The 21,577-nt window shown below is 45.8% G+C and carries 2 protein-coding genes; both read left to right on the plus strand.

The features are described from left to right. Positions 1 to 110 precede the first annotated feature (110 nt). Positions 111 to 10,823: a non-ribosomal peptide synthetase gene (locus NSQ25_RS01955; protein ID WP_326136070.1), complete on the plus strand. Its 10,713-nt coding sequence runs from the start codon at positions 111 to 113 to the stop codon at positions 10,821 to 10,823. Positions 10,824 to 10,845: 22 nt separating this feature from the next. Next, positions 10,846 to 21,546 carry a non-ribosomal peptide synthetase gene (locus tag NSQ25_RS01960; protein ID WP_326136069.1) on the plus strand — a complete coding sequence of 3,567 codons (10,701 nt, stop codon included), beginning with the start codon at positions 10,846 to 10,848 and terminating at the stop codon, positions 21,544 to 21,546. The last annotated feature ends 31 nt before the right edge of the window (positions 21,547 to 21,577 follow it).

The following is a 21,577-nucleotide window of genomic DNA, read 5'->3' on the forward strand; positions in this document are numbered from 1 at the left end:
GCTCCTTTTCTGTTAAACCGTCTATTTTAATGAAATAGACTTGGTTCTTTTGATATAGAGGGTGCAGGGTGAAATTGGTGGAGAAAACATAGAAGAGGCGGAGGATGAGAATGAATACAGTTTATTACCCCTTAACACATGCGCAAAAGCGAGTATTCTACACGGAAAGATTTTATCCAGGTACAAGTATTTCTAATTTGGGTGGATTCGCCAGGTTGAGATCAGCATCTGGTCTCGATCCTTCTTTGGTCGTCGATGTGCTTCAAGCGTACATTCGACAAACTGACTCTCTTCGGCTGAGGCTCGTGTATCGAGATGAAGAAGAGGAGCCTGTTCAATATATCAAACCTTATGAAAAACAGCCGATTCGCATGGAAAAGGGCTGGAGTGTAGAGGAGGTAAGGGCTTGGGCAAACGAGCAGATTCGTGAGCCAATGCCATTGATTGACAGCCCCTTGATTGAATTTACGGTGTTTCAAATCAGTGATCAAGAGTGCTGGCTGTTCTGTAAAGCACATCATATTGTCGCGGATGGTATTTCCATCATTTTAATGGGAAATCGCATTATTGACTTATATCATGACATGCTGCAAGGAGTAGACATCTCGCCAGTTGAGGAGATTTCCTTCGTTGATCACATCATGAGTGAGCAGACCTATGAATCTTCTAAACGTTTTCAAAAAGACCAAGCTTTTTGGAATGAGCAATTTGCTCATATTCCAGACTTCGCATCGTTAAAACCGCATAAGGGATACGAGATGAGTTTACATGCGGAGCGATTTTCAGGGGATGTTCCAGATTCTTTAAAAGAGAAGCTTCGTGTCTTTTGTGAAGAGCAGAAAGTCAGCATGCTTTCAATGTTTATGTCCACTGTCTATATTTACTTACATCGTTTTAGCGGTATGGAAGATGTCGTTCTTGGAACCTTTATGGGCAACCGGACGAATGCCAAAGAAAAAAAGATGATTGGGATGTTTGTATCCACGATTCCAATGCGTGCATCTGTTCAAGGGTCGCAATCGTTTCTTGATTTCGTAAAGCAGGTTATGGCGGATCAAATGAAGATATTACGTCACCAAAAGTACCCTTACAATCTGCTCATGAATGATTTGCGGGAAAGAGAAGGGTTTACAGGACGCCTTTTTGATATTTCTTTAGAGTATCAGGTGATGCAGTGGCAGAAAAAAGAGAATCTGTCGTTCATTACTGAACCGATTTTTAGCGGGAGCGGAATGAATGATATTTCAATACATGTGAAAGACCGCTGGGATACTGATACATTGACCATTGATTTGGATTACCGTACAGATGTATTCACAGAAGAAGAAATGAGTAAGATGTTTGATCGATTCTTGATATTACTAGAAGCGGCCGTCTCTCAGCCTGATCAGCTGATCGGGACACTGCCTTTACTTTCAGCAGGTGAACAAAAGGAGCTGCTGCAATTATCTGAAGGAGAATCGTTTGAAAGGCCAGCAGCAAAACCGGTTCATCACCTGTTTGATGAGACAGCCAACAAATATGCAGACCGGACAGCCGTTGTAGCAGAAAATGGAACAATTACTTATGGAGAGCTGCAACAACAGGCAGAAAAGCTGGCTCGTTTTTTACAAATGAAAGGTATCTCACGTGATGTGCCTGTTGCTGTTTTGATGGAGCGGAAGACAGATGCCATGGTAGCAGTCTTCGGCATACTAAAGGCTGGCGGGGCATATGTACCAATTGATCCGGCATTACCTGAGGAGCGCATTCAATTTATTGTGGAGGATTCAGGTGCTTCTATTGTGTTAACAGATGAATCTTTCATTCAAGAGTACCCAGCCCTCTCGGAAAAATTAATCGTGCAGCAGCAAATATTATTAGATGGTGGACAGCTGCCTGAGCTCGTAGAACAGACGGCGCCGGATGATTTAGCCTACATGATTTATACATCGGGTACGACTGGAAAGCCGAAGGGCGTCATGATTGAGCATCTTCAGCTTCATCATTTGGTCCATGCTTTGCATCATGAGATGTATCAAGGGGCGAATGAGCTACAAATGGCGCTTCTAGCCCCATTCCATTTCGATGCATCGGTCAAACAAATCTTTGCTGCCCTTTTATTTGGACATACGCTTCATATCATCCCGCGAGAAACGACGAGAAATGGCATGCAGCTAGCGGCTTATTACAGAAAAAATCAAATTGAAGCGGCAGATGGAACACCGGCGCATGTACAGCTTTTACTTGCTGCGGATTTGGACGGGATGTCATTGACGCACATGCTGATTGGGGGAGAAGCGCTGCCTGCGAAAGCAGCACGTTCACTCATCGAAGCAGTTCGTATGAGTCAGCCTGATTTTACTCTGTGGAATGTGTATGGTCCAACTGAGACGTGTGTGGATGCGGCGGTGCATCGTCTAGATCTCAGTGAGCTGAGTGAACCAACTGAACAGCGCTATGTGTCGATTGGAAAACCGCTTGGTCATCATCGTGTTTATATTTTAAATGAACATGATCAATTACAGCTGCATGGGGCTGCTGGAGAACTGTGCATTGCCGGTATAGGTGTTGGGCGAGGCTATGTGAATCAGCCTGAATTGACGGAGAAGGTATTCACAGCAGATCCGTTTTTTCCGCATGAGCGGATGTATCGAACGGGGGATCTAGTCAGATGGCTTCCGGATGGCACGATTGATTATCTTGGCAGAATGGACGATCAAGTGAAAATAAGGGGTTACCGGATAGAAACAGGCGAGATTGAAGCTGTGATGGAGCAGGTAGATGGAGTTGATAAGGCTGTCGTGTTAGTGGTTGATGAAGCGGATGGGGAAAAGGCGTTAAGTGCTTACTATCAAGCTCGTCAAAAAGGTGTGTCTGTTGACATGCTGCAAGCGGCTATCAAACATCAGCTTCCAGCTTACATGATGCCGCTTTATTTCAAAGAACTCGATGCTTTTCCACTCACAGTCAGCGGCAAAGTCGACCGTCGTGCACTTGCTGCGTTAAAAGGTGATAGAGCGGTTCATGCTGTTTATACGGCACCTAGAACCGATATAGAAACGAAGCTTGTTCATTTGTGGGAAGACATTCTTGATCAAGAGGAGATCGGTGTATATGATTCTTTCTTCGATCGAGGCGGGCATTCGCTCAAAGCGATGACCGTACTTACACAGGTTCAGCGAGACTTGCAAGTGGAGGTGCCGCTGTCCGTTTTATTTGAACAGCAGACGATTGCTGCTTTGGCTGCTTATATTGAGCAGGCAGAAAAGTCTTCTGTAACGGTGATACCAAAAGCGCCGGATGCTGATCATTATCCATTGTCGCCTCCACAGCAGCGCGTCTACATGGTGAGTCAATTGGAGCAAAGCACTGCATATCATATGCCTGCTGTTGTGAGGTTAAAAGGAACTCTGCAGCTTGAGAAGCTGACTGAAGCTTTTAACAGACTGATCACACGTCATGATATGCTGCGTACTTCTTTTCATACGATAAAAGGTGTTCCTCGTCAGCGGATCGTTTCATCAGTGTCCTTTCAAATAGAACAGCTGACAGGCGGTACGATGGAAGAAAACATGCAGCAATTTGTCAGACCTTTTGATCTTGAGTGTGCGCCGCTTCTTCGAATTGGTTTGCAGTCATTGCAAGATCAGGAGCATTTGCTCTTTTTCGATATGCATCATTTGATTTCAGATGGTCTTTCGATCGATTTAATGCTGCGTGAGCTGTCAGATGCTTACGAGGGCTTGGTTAAAGCACCATTGAAGCTTCAATATCAAGATTATGCTGTTTGGCAGCAGCACCAAGGCTTTCAAAAAGAAGAGGCATTTTGGCTGCAAGAATTTTCGGGCGATATTCCGGCTTTACAGCTGCTGACCGATTATCAGCGTCCAGCTGTCCAGTCTTTCGCAGGGGATCGTGTCATCAAAGAAATAGATGAAGTGTTAAAGAATCAATTACAGGAGCTTGCAGCAAACCATCACACGACACTGTATACGGTCTTGCTTTCTGCTTACTATACATTGCTTGCGAAATATACGGGTCAAAAGGAATTCGTGGTCGGAACACCGGCTTCAGGGCGTGTGCATACAGATTTGAATGACATGATCGGTATGTTTGTCCAGACACTTGCTTTGCGGTCGGAGGTAGATCCGAATGGAACCATGTCTCAGTTGATTGAGCAAGTAAAGGAAAAGACGATGCAGGCATTTGAGCATCAGCAATATCCATTTGAACGGCTGCTTGAAAAGCTGAATGTGCCAAGAGATTTTAGCCGTCATCCATTGTTTGACACCGTCTTTACACTCGCGCCGGATCATGGAGCAGCTCAGCATATTGGAGACATGCTGGTCGAGGTTGAAGAAACCAATTTCCATATTGCGAAATTTGATTTAACACTGCAAGCGATGGAGTCCGATCAAGGTTTATCCTTTGTACTTGATTACAGTACGGCTCTATTTAAACGAAGTACGGCAGAGCAGATGATGAAACATTATATTTATCTGCTGGAGCAGATGGTTCAAGCGCCGCAGGAAGCTATTCAATCCTATCGATTACTGTCTGAACAAGAAGCAGAAGCTCAGTTAAATAGGTGGAATCCGATACCTTCGCCTTATCCAGCAGAAGAAACCATTGTGACGCAGTTTGAAAAACAGGTGCAGCAGCATGGTCATCAGCCTGCATTGCAATGTGAAGATGTGGTTCTTTCTTATCAAGAGCTGAATGACCGAGTGAATCAGCTGGCTCATTATTTGCGTGAAAATGGTTTTGAAAAAGGGATGAAAGCGGCCTTATTCTTTGAACGATCCAATGAAATGGTGCTCTCTGTTCTGGCTGTGCTTAAGGCGGGCGGTGTCTATGTACCAATTGACCCCGATTTCCCTGATGAGCGCGTGAAGCACTTTTTAACAGACAGCGGTGCACAATTCTTACTGACACATCAAGTGCTGCGCCAACGTTCGGTGCTCACTGCATTTGAGGGAACCATCATAGAAACAGAAGATCAAGCGATTACTCAGCAGTCAGACAGCCCTATAGATGTTCATATTTCACCTGAGGACTTAGCGAATTTGACCTATACATCTGGTACAACCGGTAAGCCTAAAGGAAATATGGTGACACACCGGAACATTTTGAGAACGGTGAAGCAATCGAATTATCTCACCATTCTTCATGAAGACACGGTGATGAGCCTCTCAAACTATGTATTTGATGCCTTTATGTTTGATGTGTTTGGTGCATTATTAAACGGAGCGAAACTCATTGTTCTGCCAAAGGATCATATTTTAAACATGAATGAGCTTTCTGGAGCGATTGAGAAGGAAAAAGTCAGTATTTTAATGATCACGACAGCTCTTTTTCACTTACTCATCGATATGAAAAAAGACAGCCTGAAAAACGTAAGAAAAGTGCTGTTTGGCGGAGAACGTGCTTCTGTGCCTCATGTAGTGACTGCACTTGAGACAGTTGGGAAAGACAAGCTTGTTCATATGTACGGACCTTCTGAGAGCACAATTTTCACCACATATTATCCTGTGAATCATATTGAGAAGCAGGCGTTATCCATCCCAATCGGAAAGCCAGTGAGTCAAACGGCTGTTTATATTGTAGATGAGTTTGGACATGTTCAGCCGCCGGGCGTGGCGGGAGAGCTATGTGTCGCTGGTGATGGACTGGTGAAAGGATATTATAAGCAGCCAGAACTAACAAGCGAAAAGTTTGTCAACAATCCTTTCCGCCCTGAAGAAACCATGTATAAAACGGGCGATCTTGCACGCTGGCTGCCGAATGGAGATATTGAATTCATTGGACGGATCGATCATCAAGTGAAGATTCGCGGACAGCGTATCGAGCTTGGGGAAATTGAACACCAGCTGCTGCAGCATCCTCAGGTGAAGGAAGCTGTCGTCATTGCTGCTCCGAATGACACGTTATGTGCGTATTTCACAGCAGAAGGATCTGTCTCATTAACTGATTTGCGCGAGCAAGCAGGACGTGAACTGCCTGTATATATGATGCCGGCATTTTTCATGCCATTAGACGAGCTTCCTTTGACGAATAATGGCAAGGTCGATAGGCGGGCGCTGCCGGCACCTAATCTCAGTGAGCAGGGGGCAAATGAATACACCTCTCCTCAAACAGAAACAGAGCGTCTGCTGGCGAACATTTGGGAGGAAGTTCTTGAAGTGCCGCGAATCGGCAGGCACGATCATTTCTTTGAATGCGGGGGCCATTCGCTGCGCGGCATGAAAATGCTGAATAGGCTGTATGAAGAGATGCAGGTGGAGCTCTCTTTGAAGTCTTTATTTGAATCCCCGACATTAGAAGCGTTCGCCCTTGCAGTTGATCAAGCGGATCAAACGGAGATCAAGCGAGTAGAAGTTGCCAAAGAGGCGGCCTATTATCCAGTGACATCTGCTCAGAAAAGACTGTTTGTTTTGGAGAAAATGACTGATGCGGAGCAAAGCTATCATATGCCGGCTGCCTTAAAGCTAGAAGGCGCCTTTGATGAAAAACGATTTGAAAAGGCAATTGATCAGCTAGTCCAACGTCATGAAGCTTTCCGAACGAGCTTTGATTTTGTTGAGAATGAACCTGTTCAACGTATTGAAACAAATGTCTCTATAGACATTGAAAAAATTGAACAGAACGGCCGAGACATACAGGAATTAATGAATGACTTTATCAGGCCATTTGATGTAGAAAAAGCGCCTTTACTCAGAATAGGGCTAGTTTCCGTTTCCGTAAATGTCCATTATTTACTGATTGATATGCATCATATCATTTCAGATGGTGCGTCTGTTGGCATTTTAATTGAGGAGCTATCAGCCTTGTATCGGGGAGACAAACTAGAGGAATTACCTGTTCAATATAAGGATTATGCAGTTTGGTCAAAAAGTGAGGCATCTGCTGCGCAAAAAGCAGCTGAAGAGGCATTCTGGCTGGATCAATTAGAAGGGGAACTGCCTGTACTGGCACTGCCGGAAGACCTGCCAAGGCCAAAAGTGCAAACATTCGCAGGAGATCGTGTCTCATTTACAATCGAAGGTTCGCTTAAAGCGAAATTGGACGAACTCGTTAGAGCGCTCAACAGTACGACCTATACAGTCCTGCTTGCTAGCTACAGTATTCTTTTAAGCAAGCTTTCAAGACAAGAGGATATCATCATTGGTTCTCCGGTTGTTGGCAGAACCCATCCTGATATTCAATCTGTGATCGGCATGTTTGTGAACACGCTGGCACTTAGAACAAGACCAGCAGGACATCAGACAGCTGCTGAATTTGCGTCAAATGTTCATCAGCTTGTGTTAGAGGCAAACGAGCATCAGCTGTACCCATTTGAAGAATTGGTAGATCAGGTGCAAACGGTTCGAGATACAAGCCGCCATCCAATTTTTGACGTGGTATTCTCAATGGAAAATGCGGATATTCGTGATTTATCAATGGATGGGCTTCACATTGTTCCACAGCCATTCGAAGAGAAGATCGCCAAATTTGATTTGACCTTAACTGGAAACGAATCCGCAGATCAAATTGAGCTCGTGTTTGATTTTAATTGTTCTATCTTTCAAAAGACGTCAATTGAAAAGTGGAAAGAATATTTCCTTCATTTGCTGGAACAAATGGTGTCAGCACCAGATCAATCGTTAGATCAAATGCGATTATTGTCACCACAGCAGCAGCAAAAACAGCTGAACGAATGGTCAGGTCCTGTTCTAGACGTCCCGTCAGATCAAACCGTTCATGCCTTGATTGAGGCTAAGGCACAAGAAGCACCGCACCAAAAAGCAGTGGTCTTCTGCGGAACGAGCTGGACGTATGATGAGCTGAACCATCGGGCGAATACAGTCGCTTCAAGACTCATCGCAAACGGCACAAAACCAGGAGACCGCGTCGGCATTCTCACCCGTCCGTCCCTTGATATGACGGCAGCTGTTCTTGGCGTTCTCAAGGCAGGTGCGGCATTCGTTCCAATTGATGCAGACTATCCAGCGCAGCGTATTGCCTACATGCTGGAAGACTGCGGGGCAGAGGTACTTCTAATGCAAAAAGGACTTACTGCACCACCTTCCTTTACAGGTCATGTGTTGTTCATAGAAGATGCGGTAGAAGGAGAAGCTCACGAGATTCAGGTTCATATCAAACCAACGGATCTCGCTTATATGATTTACACGTCTGGGACGACAGGACAGCCGAAGGGTGTCATGGTTGAGCACCAGTCCCTTGTGAATCTTGCATTTTGGCACAATGATGCGTTCCAAGTGACGAAAGACGATCGAACTGCGAAATATGCCGGCTTTGGCTTTGACGCCTCCATTTGGGAGATGTTCCCGACGTGGATCGCCGGCGCAGAGCTGCACATTATCGACGAAGCGATTCGCCTTGATATGATCAAGCTCAATGCGTATTTCAATAAAGAAGACATCACCATTGCCTTCCTGCCGACCCAGCTATGCGAGCAGTTTATGTCAATGGACAACCATTCTCTGCGTTATTTACTAACAGGCGGAGATAAGCTGAAACAGGTAAAGCCAGTTTCATACAAACTAGTGAATAACTACGGTCCGACTGAAAATACAGTCGTAGCGACAAGCGGAGTCATCAATCCAGATCAAGGCACGATTCCGATTGGAACAGCCATTGCCAATACACGTTTCTACATCATGGGTTCTTTATACGACCTGTCGCCGCCAGGCGTACCCGGTGAGCTCGTCATTGCAGGAAAAGGGCTAGCTAGAGGCTACTGGAATCTTCCAGAGGAAACAGACAAACGATTTGTCCCAGATCCATTTTATCCAGGCGAGCGCATGTATCGCACAGGGGATTTAGTGAAATGGACAGAGGATGGCGAGCTGATCTATCTCGGCAGAATAGACCATCAGGTCAACATTCGGGGCTTCCGGATTGAACTGTCAGAAATTGAAGCGCAGCTCCTGACGCTGGATTCGGTCAAAGAAGCCGTCGTGACAACGGTCAAAGATGCGGGTGATCAGGACGCCCTTGCCGCTTACGTAATCACGAAGAACGATACAGATACAGAGAACTTAAAAGAAAGCCTAAAACGCACGTTACCAGAATACATGGTGCCATCATGGATCATAAAACTAGATCAATTTCCAATGACGGCCAATGGAAAAGTCGATCTCAAAGCATTGCCAGCACCTGATATCGAAGCGAACCAAACGGTATACGAAGCACCAAGAGATGAAGTGGAAACGCTGCTTTGCGGCATTTGGGAAGATGTCCTTGGCGTCAGCCAAGTCGGCATCCACGATCACTTCTTCTTCCTTGGCGGAGATTCGATTAAAGGCATCCAAATGGCAAGCAGACTCACGCAAGCAGGCTGGAAGCTCGATATGAAACTTCTATTCCAGTACCCAACGATTGCGGAGCTTCGCCCATATATTGAAGAAGCCGATCTTCTCACAGCCGACCAATCACCTGTCGAAGGAGAAGTCATTTTAACACCGATTCAACGCTGGTTCTTTGAACGAAACTTTACGAATCAGCACCATTGGAACCAATCGATGATGCTTCATGCGCCAAATGGTTTAAATGAGAAAAACGTTCAGCAAGTACTGGAACAGCTCATGATTCATCATGATGCCTTGCGAATGGTGTATCCGCTCGAAGAAGGGCGCGTCATCCAGCGTCATCGAGGAATCGAGGAAAATAATGTGGCAATTGATGTGGTGGAAGTAACAGGAGAGCTGTCGCAGCAAATCCAGCAGGTAGAAAAGCTGGCAAATGAAGTGCAGGCGAGTATATCGCTAGCAGACGGGCCTTTAGTGAGACCTGCCATTTTCCGAACGGATCAAGGGGATCATTTATTGCTGGCTGTACACCATCTTGTCATTGATGGTGTGTCATGGCGCATTTTCCTTGAAGATTTCATGGCTCTTTATGAACAGTCGAAGCGCGGGGAAACTCTTACCCTTCCTGAAAAAACACACTCCTTCCAAGAATATGCCCAGAAGCTGACTGAATACGCTGTGTCAGATGAGCTGCTATCGGAAAGAGATTATTGGAAAAAGGTGCTTGCGCATTCCGTTCCTCCACTTCAAAAGGATCATGTCACGGAGGATCAACGAATGCTTCATACACAGACCATTCGTTTTACATTGTCTGAAGAGGAAACACGCAGTCTGTTGACGGATGTACATGAAGCCTATCAAACAGAAATCAATGATATTTTGCTGACGGCATTAGGGTTGTCCATGAAAGAGTGGACAGGTGAAGACAGGCACTTTATTCATCTTGAAGGACACGGGAGAGAGGACATCCTTCCTGCAGTCAATGTATCACGGACCATCGGCTGGTTTACTAGTATGTATCCTGTGTTATTGGATATGTCGCATGCAGAAGATCTTTCTTATCAGATCAAGTATTTAAAAGAGGAACTCAGACACATTCCGAACAAGGGCATCGGCTATGGCGTTTTAAAATACTTAACACCTGACAAGATGAAGGACGATATCGATTTTCAAGTCACACCAGATATCAGCTTTAACTATCTTGGTCAGTTTGATGAACAGATCGGCGGCGGTGAATTGAGGCGTTCTCCATGGCATGCAGGACAATCGCTGAGCCCTGAATCTGAGAAACCTCATGCGCTGGATATTGTTGGTTTCGTAGAACAAGCAATGCTCCATGTGACGATTTCCTATCATCACCTTGAATTCGAAGAACGTACGATCGAACAGTTCAAGGAACTCTTAGAAAAGAATGTGAAGGCACTGATCTCACATTGTCTATCACAGGATGAGAGTCAGATCACACCTAGTGATGTGGGGGATGAGGATCTCACCATGGACGAACTTGAAAAGCTAATGGATCTATTTTAAGCAAAAATGAAGAGGTGGACTTATGAGCAAGCAGAAAATTCAAAAGGTATATCCTTTAACACCAATGCAAGAGGGCATGCTGTATCATGCCATGCTAGACCCTAATTCCTCCTCTTATTTCACACAGCTTGAGCTTGGAATAAGCGGAGATTTTGATCTCGATCTTTTTGAAAAGAGTCTCAATGAACTCGTACGGACATATGACATTCTGCGTACAGCCTTTGTCTATCAGCAATTACAAAAGCCTCGTCAGGTTGTACTGGCTGAACGTCATTTAAATGTGTATAGAGAAGATCTATCTCATCTGAATCATCAAGAGCAGAAAAAGGTATTGGATCAATATAAAAAGCAAGTGAGAAAGCAAGGATTTCACTTAACGAATGATCTGTTGTTGAAAGTCGCTGTTTTTCAATTAAATGAAACAAACTGGCACCTGATTTGGAGCAACCATCACATTATTATGGATGGTTGGTCCATGGGTGTGTTGATGAAAAAACTGTTTCATTACTATGAATCTTATCGGAACGGCCGAACGCCGGATCGCTCACAAGGTAAGCCTTATGCGGACTATATCCAGTGGCTTGGAAAGCAAAACAAACAAGAAGCGGAAGACTATTGGAAGGAGCGGCTGGATGGTGCTGTTCAGCACCAAGGGCTGCTGCAGCAAAAAGAAGCGAACGGACAATATGACCATCAGGAATGGACGTTTACATGGGACGCTCAAACCGTACAAGCCATTCAAGATGCGGCAAGACAATGCCAAGTGACAGCCCCGAACCTTTTTCAGGCTGTCTGGTCCGTTCTTTTAGGCACCTATCATGCAGCAGATGATGTCACATTCGGAACAGTCGTATCAGGCAGACCTCCAAGTGTGTCTGGGATTGAGCGGATGGCAGGGCTGTTTATTAATACGATACCTGTTCGAGTGACATTAGATCAGGAGCAGACCTTTAAACAGCTGTTTCAAACGGTTCAGCAGCATGCACTGGAAGCGGAAAACTATGATTTTATGCCGCTTTATGACATTCAGCAGAAAACAGTTGCTGGAGGAAAGCTCTTTGATCATTTGGTTGGATTTGAAAACTATCCTTTAGATCAAGAGCTGTCTGGTGACACCATGTCTGCACGTCTCGGTTTTGCCATTGATGTAAAGGACGGATTTGAACAAACGAATTTCGATCTCAATGTCCTTGTCTATCCTGGTGAAACGTGGACATTGACATTCAAATACAATGCGATGGCTTTTGAAGAAAAGGTCATTGAAAACATATCCAAACATCTGACCAATCTCATGAAGCAAATCATTCACAATCCTGACGTACGTCTTCATGAAGTGACATGTATTACAGAAGAAGAAAAGCAGCAAATTGAAGCATGGAACCAGACGGAGCGAGATTATCCGAAGCATCTGTCCATTCCTGAGCTGCTCGATGAACGTATCAAGGCGCAGCCTGACCATCCGGCATTAGTCGAAGGCGAGCGAACATTCACATACGAAGAGCTTGGACAGGAAATCCGTCGTTTAGCCAGCAGTCTTGTTAAAAAAGGCGTTCAGCCGGGGGATGCTGTGGCGGTATATATGAACCGGTCAGCAGATGCGGTGATCTCTATTTTGGCCATTTTACATGCAGGGGCTGCTTATGTACCGATTGATCCTGCTCAGCCTGAGGAGAGAATCCGTTGGATGCTTGAAGACAGCGGTGTATCCATTTTGCTCTATGCTGACAGCCAGCCGCCAGTTGATGAAAGCATCAAAGCTGTTTGTGTGACCGGCTTGTCTCATCACTCACAAGTGGAGTTATCAGTCGAGACGTCTCCATCTCAATTGGCATATATCATGTTCACATCGGGATCAACTGGACGGCCAAAAGGAGTTCAAATTGAGCATCAGCATATTGTGAGGTTAGCATGCTCTCAGGAAAAAATAGGCTTGAACACGTCGGATCGTATGGCGCATACAGGAGCTGTCAGCTTTGATGCGATTACCCTTGAAATCTTCACTACGCTTCTGAATGGGGCGACGCTTTATCCTGTTGACCGTGATACTTTATTGGATATTCACCGGTTCGAACAATTTATCCAAACACATCAGATCACAGCGCTCTTTTTAACGACTGGTTTATTTAATCAGCTCGCTCAGCAGCGGCCGCAAATGTTCAAAGGGTTAAAAACATTATTCACCGGCGGTGATGTGATCAATGTGAAAAGTGCGGAGCTTGTGAAAAAGCAGCATCCGTCAATTACCTTGCTGAATGTCTATGGCCCAACTGAAAATACAACCATCTCGACCATTTACGAAGTAAGAGGAGATGAAACGGGTCCGATCCCAATTGGTCAGCCGATCAATCATACGTCAGCTTATATTTTAGATGACTATCAAAGACTGCAGCCGATTGGAGCGCCAGGAGAGCTGTATGTGGGCGGAGATGGTGTTTCAAGAGGGTACATCAAACGTCCAGATTTGACTGATCAAGTATTCATGGCAGATCCTTTTAAGCCGTCAGGACGGATGTATCGAACTGGGGACTTGGCTAGATATGGTGCAGATGGTCAGATTGAATTCCTCGGCCGTGCCGATGATCAGGTGAAAATTCGTGGCTTCCGTATAGAGCTTGGTGAAATTGAATCAGTGCTTCACCAAGAAGCGGGGATAGATGAAGCAGTTGTACTTGTTCAGCAGCTTTCTTCAGATGAAAAGGAAATCATCGCTTACTTCACAGGGTCACTGACAGAAGAAGAGGTACGAGATGTATTCAATCAAAAACTGCCAGCTTATATGGTGCCGCACCATGTGATGAAGCTGGATACCTTTGCACTGACATCGAACGGGAAGGTAGATCGAAAAGCTTTACCTAAGCCTGACGAAGTGCATCGCGAGGAGATCAAAATCATTCTGCCTGAGACTGAGACAGAAAAGGCACTCGCTGACATTTGGGAGGAGCTTCTTGGGAAAACGGTTGGGGTAGACGAGCATTTCTTCATGGCTGGCGGGCACTCGCTCAAAGCGATGATGATGTCTGCAAAGGTTCAAGAAGTGCTTCAAAAGGAAGTGCCGATTCAAGTGATTTTCGAGAAGCCGACGATTCGCTCATTAGCGGCTTACATCGATCAGGATGGTCAAGAAGAAGCCGGACATCCTATTTTGCCAGCAGAGCAGGCGGACGAATATCCGGTATCACCAGCTCAGCGCCGTTTATATATTTTGCAGACACTTGAACCTGACAGCACGAATTATCATATTCCGATCGTCTTAACGCTTGAAGGAACACTCGAATATCAGCGGCTCAAATCAGCATTTAATCAGTTAATCCAAACACATGAAATCTTAAGAACGAGCTTTCATATGAACGGGGAAGACATTGTCCAAAGGGTGCATGAATGGACTGAATTTGACCTTCCTGTTCATCACATCAAGGAAGAAGAGGCGGAGGCATTTCTTACTGAACGTCAATCGCCATTTGATTTAACAGCAGCACCCCTTTTGCGAGCTCAGCTGCTGAAAGTCAGTGAGCATCGTCATCTTCTCGTCTTGGAAGCACATCATCTCATTACAGATGGCAGCTCCATGAAGACATTCATTCAAGATTTGGCGAAGGCCTACGATGGAGAAGCTCTTGCTGAACGAGCCCTTCATTATAAAGATTACGCTGTCTGGCAGCTAAGTGAAGAAGAAACGGAGAAACAGAAGGAGCATGAAGCGTATTGGCTGAAGCAATTTGAAGGAGATTTACCGGTTTTAGAGCTGCCAACTGATTATCCGCGTCCAGCGGAACGTGATTTTACTGGAGAACGATTCATGTTTGGCTGTGATCAAGCAACGACTCAGCGCATTCATGAACTGCTTCAGAAAACCGATACGACCATGTATATGTTCTTGTTATCTGCCTTTCAAGTGCTTCTTGCCTCCTATAGCGGGCAGGAAGATATCATTGTGGGTTCGCCTGTTGCTGGACGGACACACCCTGATATCCAGGACATGCCGGGGATGTTTATCAACACCATTGCGATGCGCGGAAAACCAGAACAAACCAAAACATTTTTACAGCTGCTTGAAGAAATAAAAGAAACAAGTGTTGACGCTTTTGCACATCAAAGCTATCCGCTCGAAGAGTTAATTGCACATCTTCCATTAGACCGTGATACAACTCGGAGCCCGCTTTTTAGCGTGTCATTTAACATGCAGACCATGGAGGTACCGGCGCTAAAGCTTGGCGATCTGCACATTTCGCCTTATGCCATTCAGCATCACTCGGTCAAATTTGATCTATCTTTAGAAGCATTTGAACGCGAGGGAGCATTAAAGCTGAGCTTTGACTATGCAGTGGCGTTATTTAAAGAAGAGACCGTCCGCAGGTTCGGAACTCACCTCCTGGCGATTATTCGTGAGGCGGTTCATCATCCAGAGGAACAGATCGGCTTGCTCCATATACTGGATCAGCATGAACAAATAGAACGTTTGGAGAAAAAAGGCGAAGGGCAAACGAATCGTCATGAGCCATTCCATGTCCAATTTTCGCGTCAGGCGAAGGAAACACCGGATGCTATCGCCGTCATGGATGATCAAAGAAAACTCACCTACCGCGAGCTTGAGGATATGTCATATGCACTTAGCTGTGAGCTTAAAAAACGAGGCGTAGAGAAAGAACAAACTGTGGCACTGATTCTTGACCGCTCTGTCTATGTCATCGTCTCTATGCTCGGTGTGATGAAAGCAGGAGGAGCGTTTGTTCCGATTGATCCAGCCTTTCCGGCTGAACGAATCCGCTACACATTAGAGGATTCAGGTGCACAAGTCATCGTGACAAATGAGTCTCTAGCAGATTCCTATCAAAATCATAAGTCGATTCAAGTGGTGCAGGTTGAACAAGCAGTGCATCAAAGCCATCCACTAGAATTGCCGGAAGTATCGGTTGATCAGCTTGCTTATGTGATTTACACATCTGGGACAACGGGGAAGCCGAAGGGTGTACAGCTCACGCATCGTAATCTATCACACTATGTCAGCTGGCTGATAAATGAGGTGACCTTGCAGGAATGTGATCGGACGGCACTGCTTTCTTCTTATGCATATGATCTTGGTTACACAAGCATTTTCCCTGTTTTAAAAGCAGGGGGGACACTCTATGTTCCTCGTGAAGACGTGTATACAGACCCTGTACGTCTGATGCGGTTGATTGATGAACAAGAGCTGACTTATATCAAAATGACACCATCCCTGTTTCATATGATGGCAGATTCTAAGGAACATTCATTTGACGCTTTACGCCTGGTGGTACTTGGAGGAGAACCGGTGATCCCTGAGGATGTTGAGACATTTATGATGCAGCATCCATGCGTGGCAGTCATGAACCATTACGGTCCGACTGAGACAACCATTGGTACAGTGACCAAGCTGATCACAACGCAAGAGCTGGACGCTTTGAAGGAACGATCTTTGATCGGGCAGCCAATTGCTCACACAAGAGCGCTCGTATGCAATCAGCAGCAGCGCCTTGTCCCTTATGGCGCGCCGGGAGAGCTTTATATATCTGGAGAAGGCGTGTCGAGAGGATATTTGAATCAGCCTGAATTAACAGCGGAACGTTTTCTTGAAAATCCATATGATCCTCAAGAGAGAATGTATCGCACAGGGGATTTGGTCAGACAGCATGCAAATGGAGATATTGAGTTTCTTGGAAGAGTCGATGACCAAGTGAAAATCCGCGGCTATCGCATTGAGAAACAGGAAATTGAGCATGCCGCACGTGCACTGGCATCTATTCAAGAAGTCTATGTAAAAGTCCTGCACCTGTCCGGGTTGCCGGAGCTTGCACTCTATTACACAGCGCCTGAACACATTGGAACACTGACGTTTAGAGAAAATCTTGCGGAGACACTGCCGGATTATATGATTCCAACGTATTTTGTGAAAGTCGATCACATTCCACTCACCCAAAACGGAAAGGTGGATGCGAAGTCTCTGCCGCTTCCGCATGAGGTGCATATGAACCGTACGGCGCATGTGGCACCAGAAACGGAACTTGAGCGGGCGCTGTGTGACATTTGGTCAGAAGTTCTTGGAGTTGAACAAATGGGCGTTCTTGACCATTTCTTTGAATTGGGAGGTCATTCCCTCAAGGGCATGGTGCTCATTTCGAAGGTGCAAGCGAAGCTGAACAAGCATGTGCCGCTCAAAGTCCTTTTTGAAAAGCCAACCATACGGGCGATGGCAGCCTACTTGGAAGAAACGGATTCTTCAGTGGTGACATCCATTCAGCCGGCGGAAAAGCAAGATTTCTATCCTGTCTCTTCTGCTCAAAAGCGGATGTATGTCCTGCAGCAGCTGCATCCAGAAGCAGTCACTTATCATATGCCAGCCGTGTTAATGATGGAAGGCAGCCTTGATGTGAAGCAGCTGGAAGCAGCGCTTCAAGCCTTGATCGACAGACATGAATCACTTCGGACAGCCTTTGTAGAAATTGACGGCGTACCCGTTCAAAAGGTCTATCGCCAAGTACCGTTTACATTAGAGGTTGATGAAATAGAGGGCGATCAGGAGCAGTCTGTCGTCGAGTCATTCATTACACCATTCTCATTACATCAAGCACCATTAATGAGGGCAAAAGTGGCGAAGCTTTCTGATGAGAAATATGTATTTATGATGGATATGCACCATATCATTGCAGATGGTGTCACACGCAGTCTGCTCATTCAAGAACTCGCAGAGCTGTATGAGAAAAAGACGTTACCGCCAGTTCAGCTGCATTACAAGGATTTTGCGGTATGGCAGCAGGAAGAAAAGCAGCAGGCGCTGCTTAAGAAACAGCGGCAGTATTGGCTGGAGCAATATGCACAGCCGCCGGAAGACTTAGCACTGCCCCTTGATTTTCCGCGTCCTCAAGTTCAGTCATTTGAAGGAGGGCGAGTCGATAGATGGTTGTCTGCTGAAAAGGTGCAGTCCATCAAAACGCTCATGGCGGAAAAAGGTGTGAGCTTGAACATGGTGATGCAAACGGCATTTGCCATTTTCCTTTCCAAGTTAACTGGGCAGACAGATATCGTCATAGGCGCAGTGACCGCAGGACGTACGCATGCTTCAATCGAGCGGGTTCCAGGCATGTTTGTCAATACACTGGCTCTTCGAAACGAAGTGCAGCCAGAAGAAACGACAGCGCAGCTGCTTGAAAAAATGAAAGATCGCAGCCTGTCAGCCTATGAACATCAAGAATTCCCGTTTGAGGAATTGGTGGCTCAGTTAGATCTTCCGAAAGACACGAGCCGCAATCCATTGTTTAGTGTCATGCTGACAACAGATGACCGTGACCTGACGTTACCGGATTTGAATGGACTCAAGCTGTCGCAAAAGCAGCAAGATACCGTTCATGCAAAATTTGATATAACCCTCGGTGTATTTGAAGAAAATGACCAAGTGGGCTTGCGCTTTGAGTATGCGGCGGCCCTGTTTAAAAAGAGCACCATTCAGCGCTGGAGCATGTATATTGAAAAAATCATAGACGATATGCTGGCTAAGCTGAATCAGCCAATTTCAGCGCTATCTCTCATAACTGAAGAAGGAAAACGAGAGCTGATCAATGAATGGTCAGGACCTGCCCTAGACGTCCCGTTAGATCAAACCGTTCATGCCCTGATTGAGGCTAAGGCGCTTGAAGCACCGCACCAAAAAGCGGCAACCTTCTGCGGAACGAGCTGGACGTATGATGAGCTGAACCATCGGGCGAATACAGTCGCTTCAAGACTTATCGCAAACGGCACAAAACCAGGAGACCGCGTCGGTATTCTCACCCGCCCATCTCTTGATATGACAGCCGCTGTCCTTGGTGTCCTCAAGGCAGGTGCGGCATTTGTTCCGATTGATGCAGATTATCCAGCGCAGCGTATTGCCTACATGCTGGAAGACTGCGGGGCAGAGGTACTTCTGATGCAAAAAGGGCTCACTGCACCATCTTCATTCACAGGTCAAGTGTTGTTCATAGAAGATGCGGTAGAAGGAGAAGCTCATGAGATTCAGGTTCATGTCAAACCAACGAATCTCGCTTATATGATTTACACGTCTGGGACGACGGGACAGCCGAAGGGTGTCATGGTTGAGCACCAGTCCCTTGTAAATCTTGCATTTTGGCACAATGATGCGTTCCAAGTGACGAAAGACGATCGAACTGCGAAATATGCCGGCTTTGGCTTTGACGCCTCCATTTGGGAGATGTTCCCGACGTGGATCGCTGGCGCAGAGCTGCACATTATCGACGAAGCGATTCGCCTCGATATGATCAAGCTCAATGCTTATTTCAATGAAAAAGGCATCACCATTGCCTTCCTGCCGACCCAGCTATGCGAGCAGTTTATGTCAATGGACAACCATTCTCTGCGTTATTTACTAACAGGCGGAGATAAGCTGAAACAGGTAAAGCCTGTTCCATACAAACTCGTGAATAACTACGGTCCGACTGAAAATACAGTCGTAGCGACAAGCGGAGTCATCAATCCAGATCAAGGCACGATTCCGATTGGAACAGCCATTGCCAATACACGTTTTTACATCATGGATTCTTTATACGACCTGTCGCCGCCAGGCGTACCCGGTGAGCTCGTCATTGCAGGAAAAGGACTGGCAAGAGGCTACTGGAATCTTCCAGAGGAAACAGACAAACGATTTGTCCCAGATCCATTTTATCCAGGCGAGCGCATGTACCGCACAGGCGATCTAGTGAAATGGACAGAGGATGGTGAGCTGATCTATCTCGGCAGAATAGACCATCAGGTCAATATCCGCGGCTTCCGGATTGAACTGTCAGAAATTGAAGCGCAGCTCCTGACGCTGGATTCGGTCAAAGAAGCCGTCGTGACAACGGTCAAAGATGCGGGTGATCACGACGCCCTTGCCGCTTACGTAATCACGAAGAACGATACAGATACAGAGAACTTTAAAGAAAGCCTAAAACGCACGTTACCAGAATACATGGTGCCATCATGGATCATAAAACTAGATCAATTTCCAATGACGGCCAATGGAAAAGTCGATCTCAAAGCATTGCCAGCACCTGATATCGAAGCGAATCAAACGGTATACGAAGCACCAAGAGATGAAGTGGAAACGCTGCTTTGCGGCATTTGGGAAGATGTCCTTGGCGTCAGCCAAGTCGGCATCCACGATCACTTCTTCTTCCTTGGCGGAGATTCCATTAAAGGCATCCAAATGGCAAGCAGACTCACGCAAGCGGGCTGGAAGCTCGATATGAAACTTCTATTCCAGTATCCAACGATTGCGGAGCTGCGCCCATATATCGAAGAAGCCGATCTTCTCACAGCCGACCAATCACCTGTCGAAGGAGAAGTCATTTTAACACCGATTCAACGCTGGTTCTTTGAACGAGCATTCAGCGATCAGCACCATTGGAATCTCTCGATGATGCTTCATGCACCAAATGGATTTGACCTTTCCATTACAGAACAAGTCATGAAAAAACTGTTTTCACATCATGATGCACTGCGTATGGTATACAAGCAGGAACATGGCGGCATCCTGCAATACAACCAGCGGGAGCTCATGGAACCGCTGGCGATTATTTCTCATGATGTCTCAAAAGAGCACGACGTGAAAAAGGCTGTTTCCACATATGCCAATGAGTATCAGCGTCAGCTGAACCTCGAAACAGGTCCGTTAATGAAAGTGATTTGTTTCCATGCAGAAGATGGCGATCATTTACTCATCGTGACACACCATTTAGTCATTGACGGTGTCTCATGCCGGATTTTACTAGAGGACTTTATGTCTCTATATCAGCAGGCAGTTCAGGGACAAAAGCTTGTCCTGCCGCTGAAAACTCATTCCTTTAAAGAATGGGCAGAGGCCATTGAACGTTATGCACAGTCACAGCCTTTAAAAAGTCAGCAGGAGTATTGGGCAGAAATTGAAAGCAAACCATTAACCGCATTACCTGTGGATCATGAAGTGACGAAAAGAAAAGTTGCCGAAACCAAATCGGTTCAAATGCAGCTGACAGAAACAGAAACTGAACATCTTTTGACCGATATTCATCTGCCGTACACTACGGAAATGAACGATATTCTTTTATGTGCTCTCGGTCTTGCTGTTCAAGAGTGGACAGGTGAGTCCCATGTACATGTGCAGCTTGAAGGTCATGGTAGAGAGGATATTTTATCAGGGCTGGATGTCTCTCGCACGATTGGCTGGTTTACGAGTATGTATCCAGTTGTTCTTGAAGCGAAGCCGGACCAGACCATAGCTGATGCTATTAAAGGAACGAAAGAAATGCTGCGGCGTGTGCCAAATAAAGGAATTGGCTACGGGATCTTAAAATACATGACAGCCGCTGAACCGTCAGGACGGCACGTACATCCTGCAATCAGCTTGAACTATCTTGGACAGATTGATCAGGAAGTGACGACAGAACTCTTTGGGCCGTCGACTTATGATATGGGACGACAGGCAAGCCCTGATTCGGAAGCTGTTTATAAGCTGAACCTTAGTGGTCTTGTTCAACAAAATCGATTCATTTTATCTTGTTCCTATTGTGCAAGTGAATATGAAGAACAGACGATACAGCAGTTCATGGCATTGTTGAAGGGGAAAATTCAATCCATCATCACTCATTGCTTAGCGCAGCAAGAACGGGAATTTACGCCAAGTGACTTCTCTGCGGCTGACCTTGAAATGGATGAAATGGACGACATTTTTGACATGCTTGAGGAGAAATTGACTTAACAACACGAGATGAATCATAAAAAAGGAAGGG

The organism is Bacillus sp. FSL R5-0512 (assembly GCF_038593295.1).
GTDB classification, from domain to species: domain Bacteria; phylum Bacillota; class Bacilli; order Bacillales; family Bacillaceae; genus Bacillus; species Bacillus safensis.

Bases quoted from the DNA above. Each gene is read 5' to 3' on its own strand.
- NSQ25_RS01960 (WP_326136069.1), top strand. From the start codon at position 10,846: ATGAGCAAGCAGAAAATTCAAAAGGTATATCCTTTAACACCAATGCAA.
- NSQ25_RS01955 (WP_326136070.1), top strand. From the start codon at position 111: ATGAATACAGTTTATTACCCCTTAACACATGCGCAAAAGCGAGTATTC.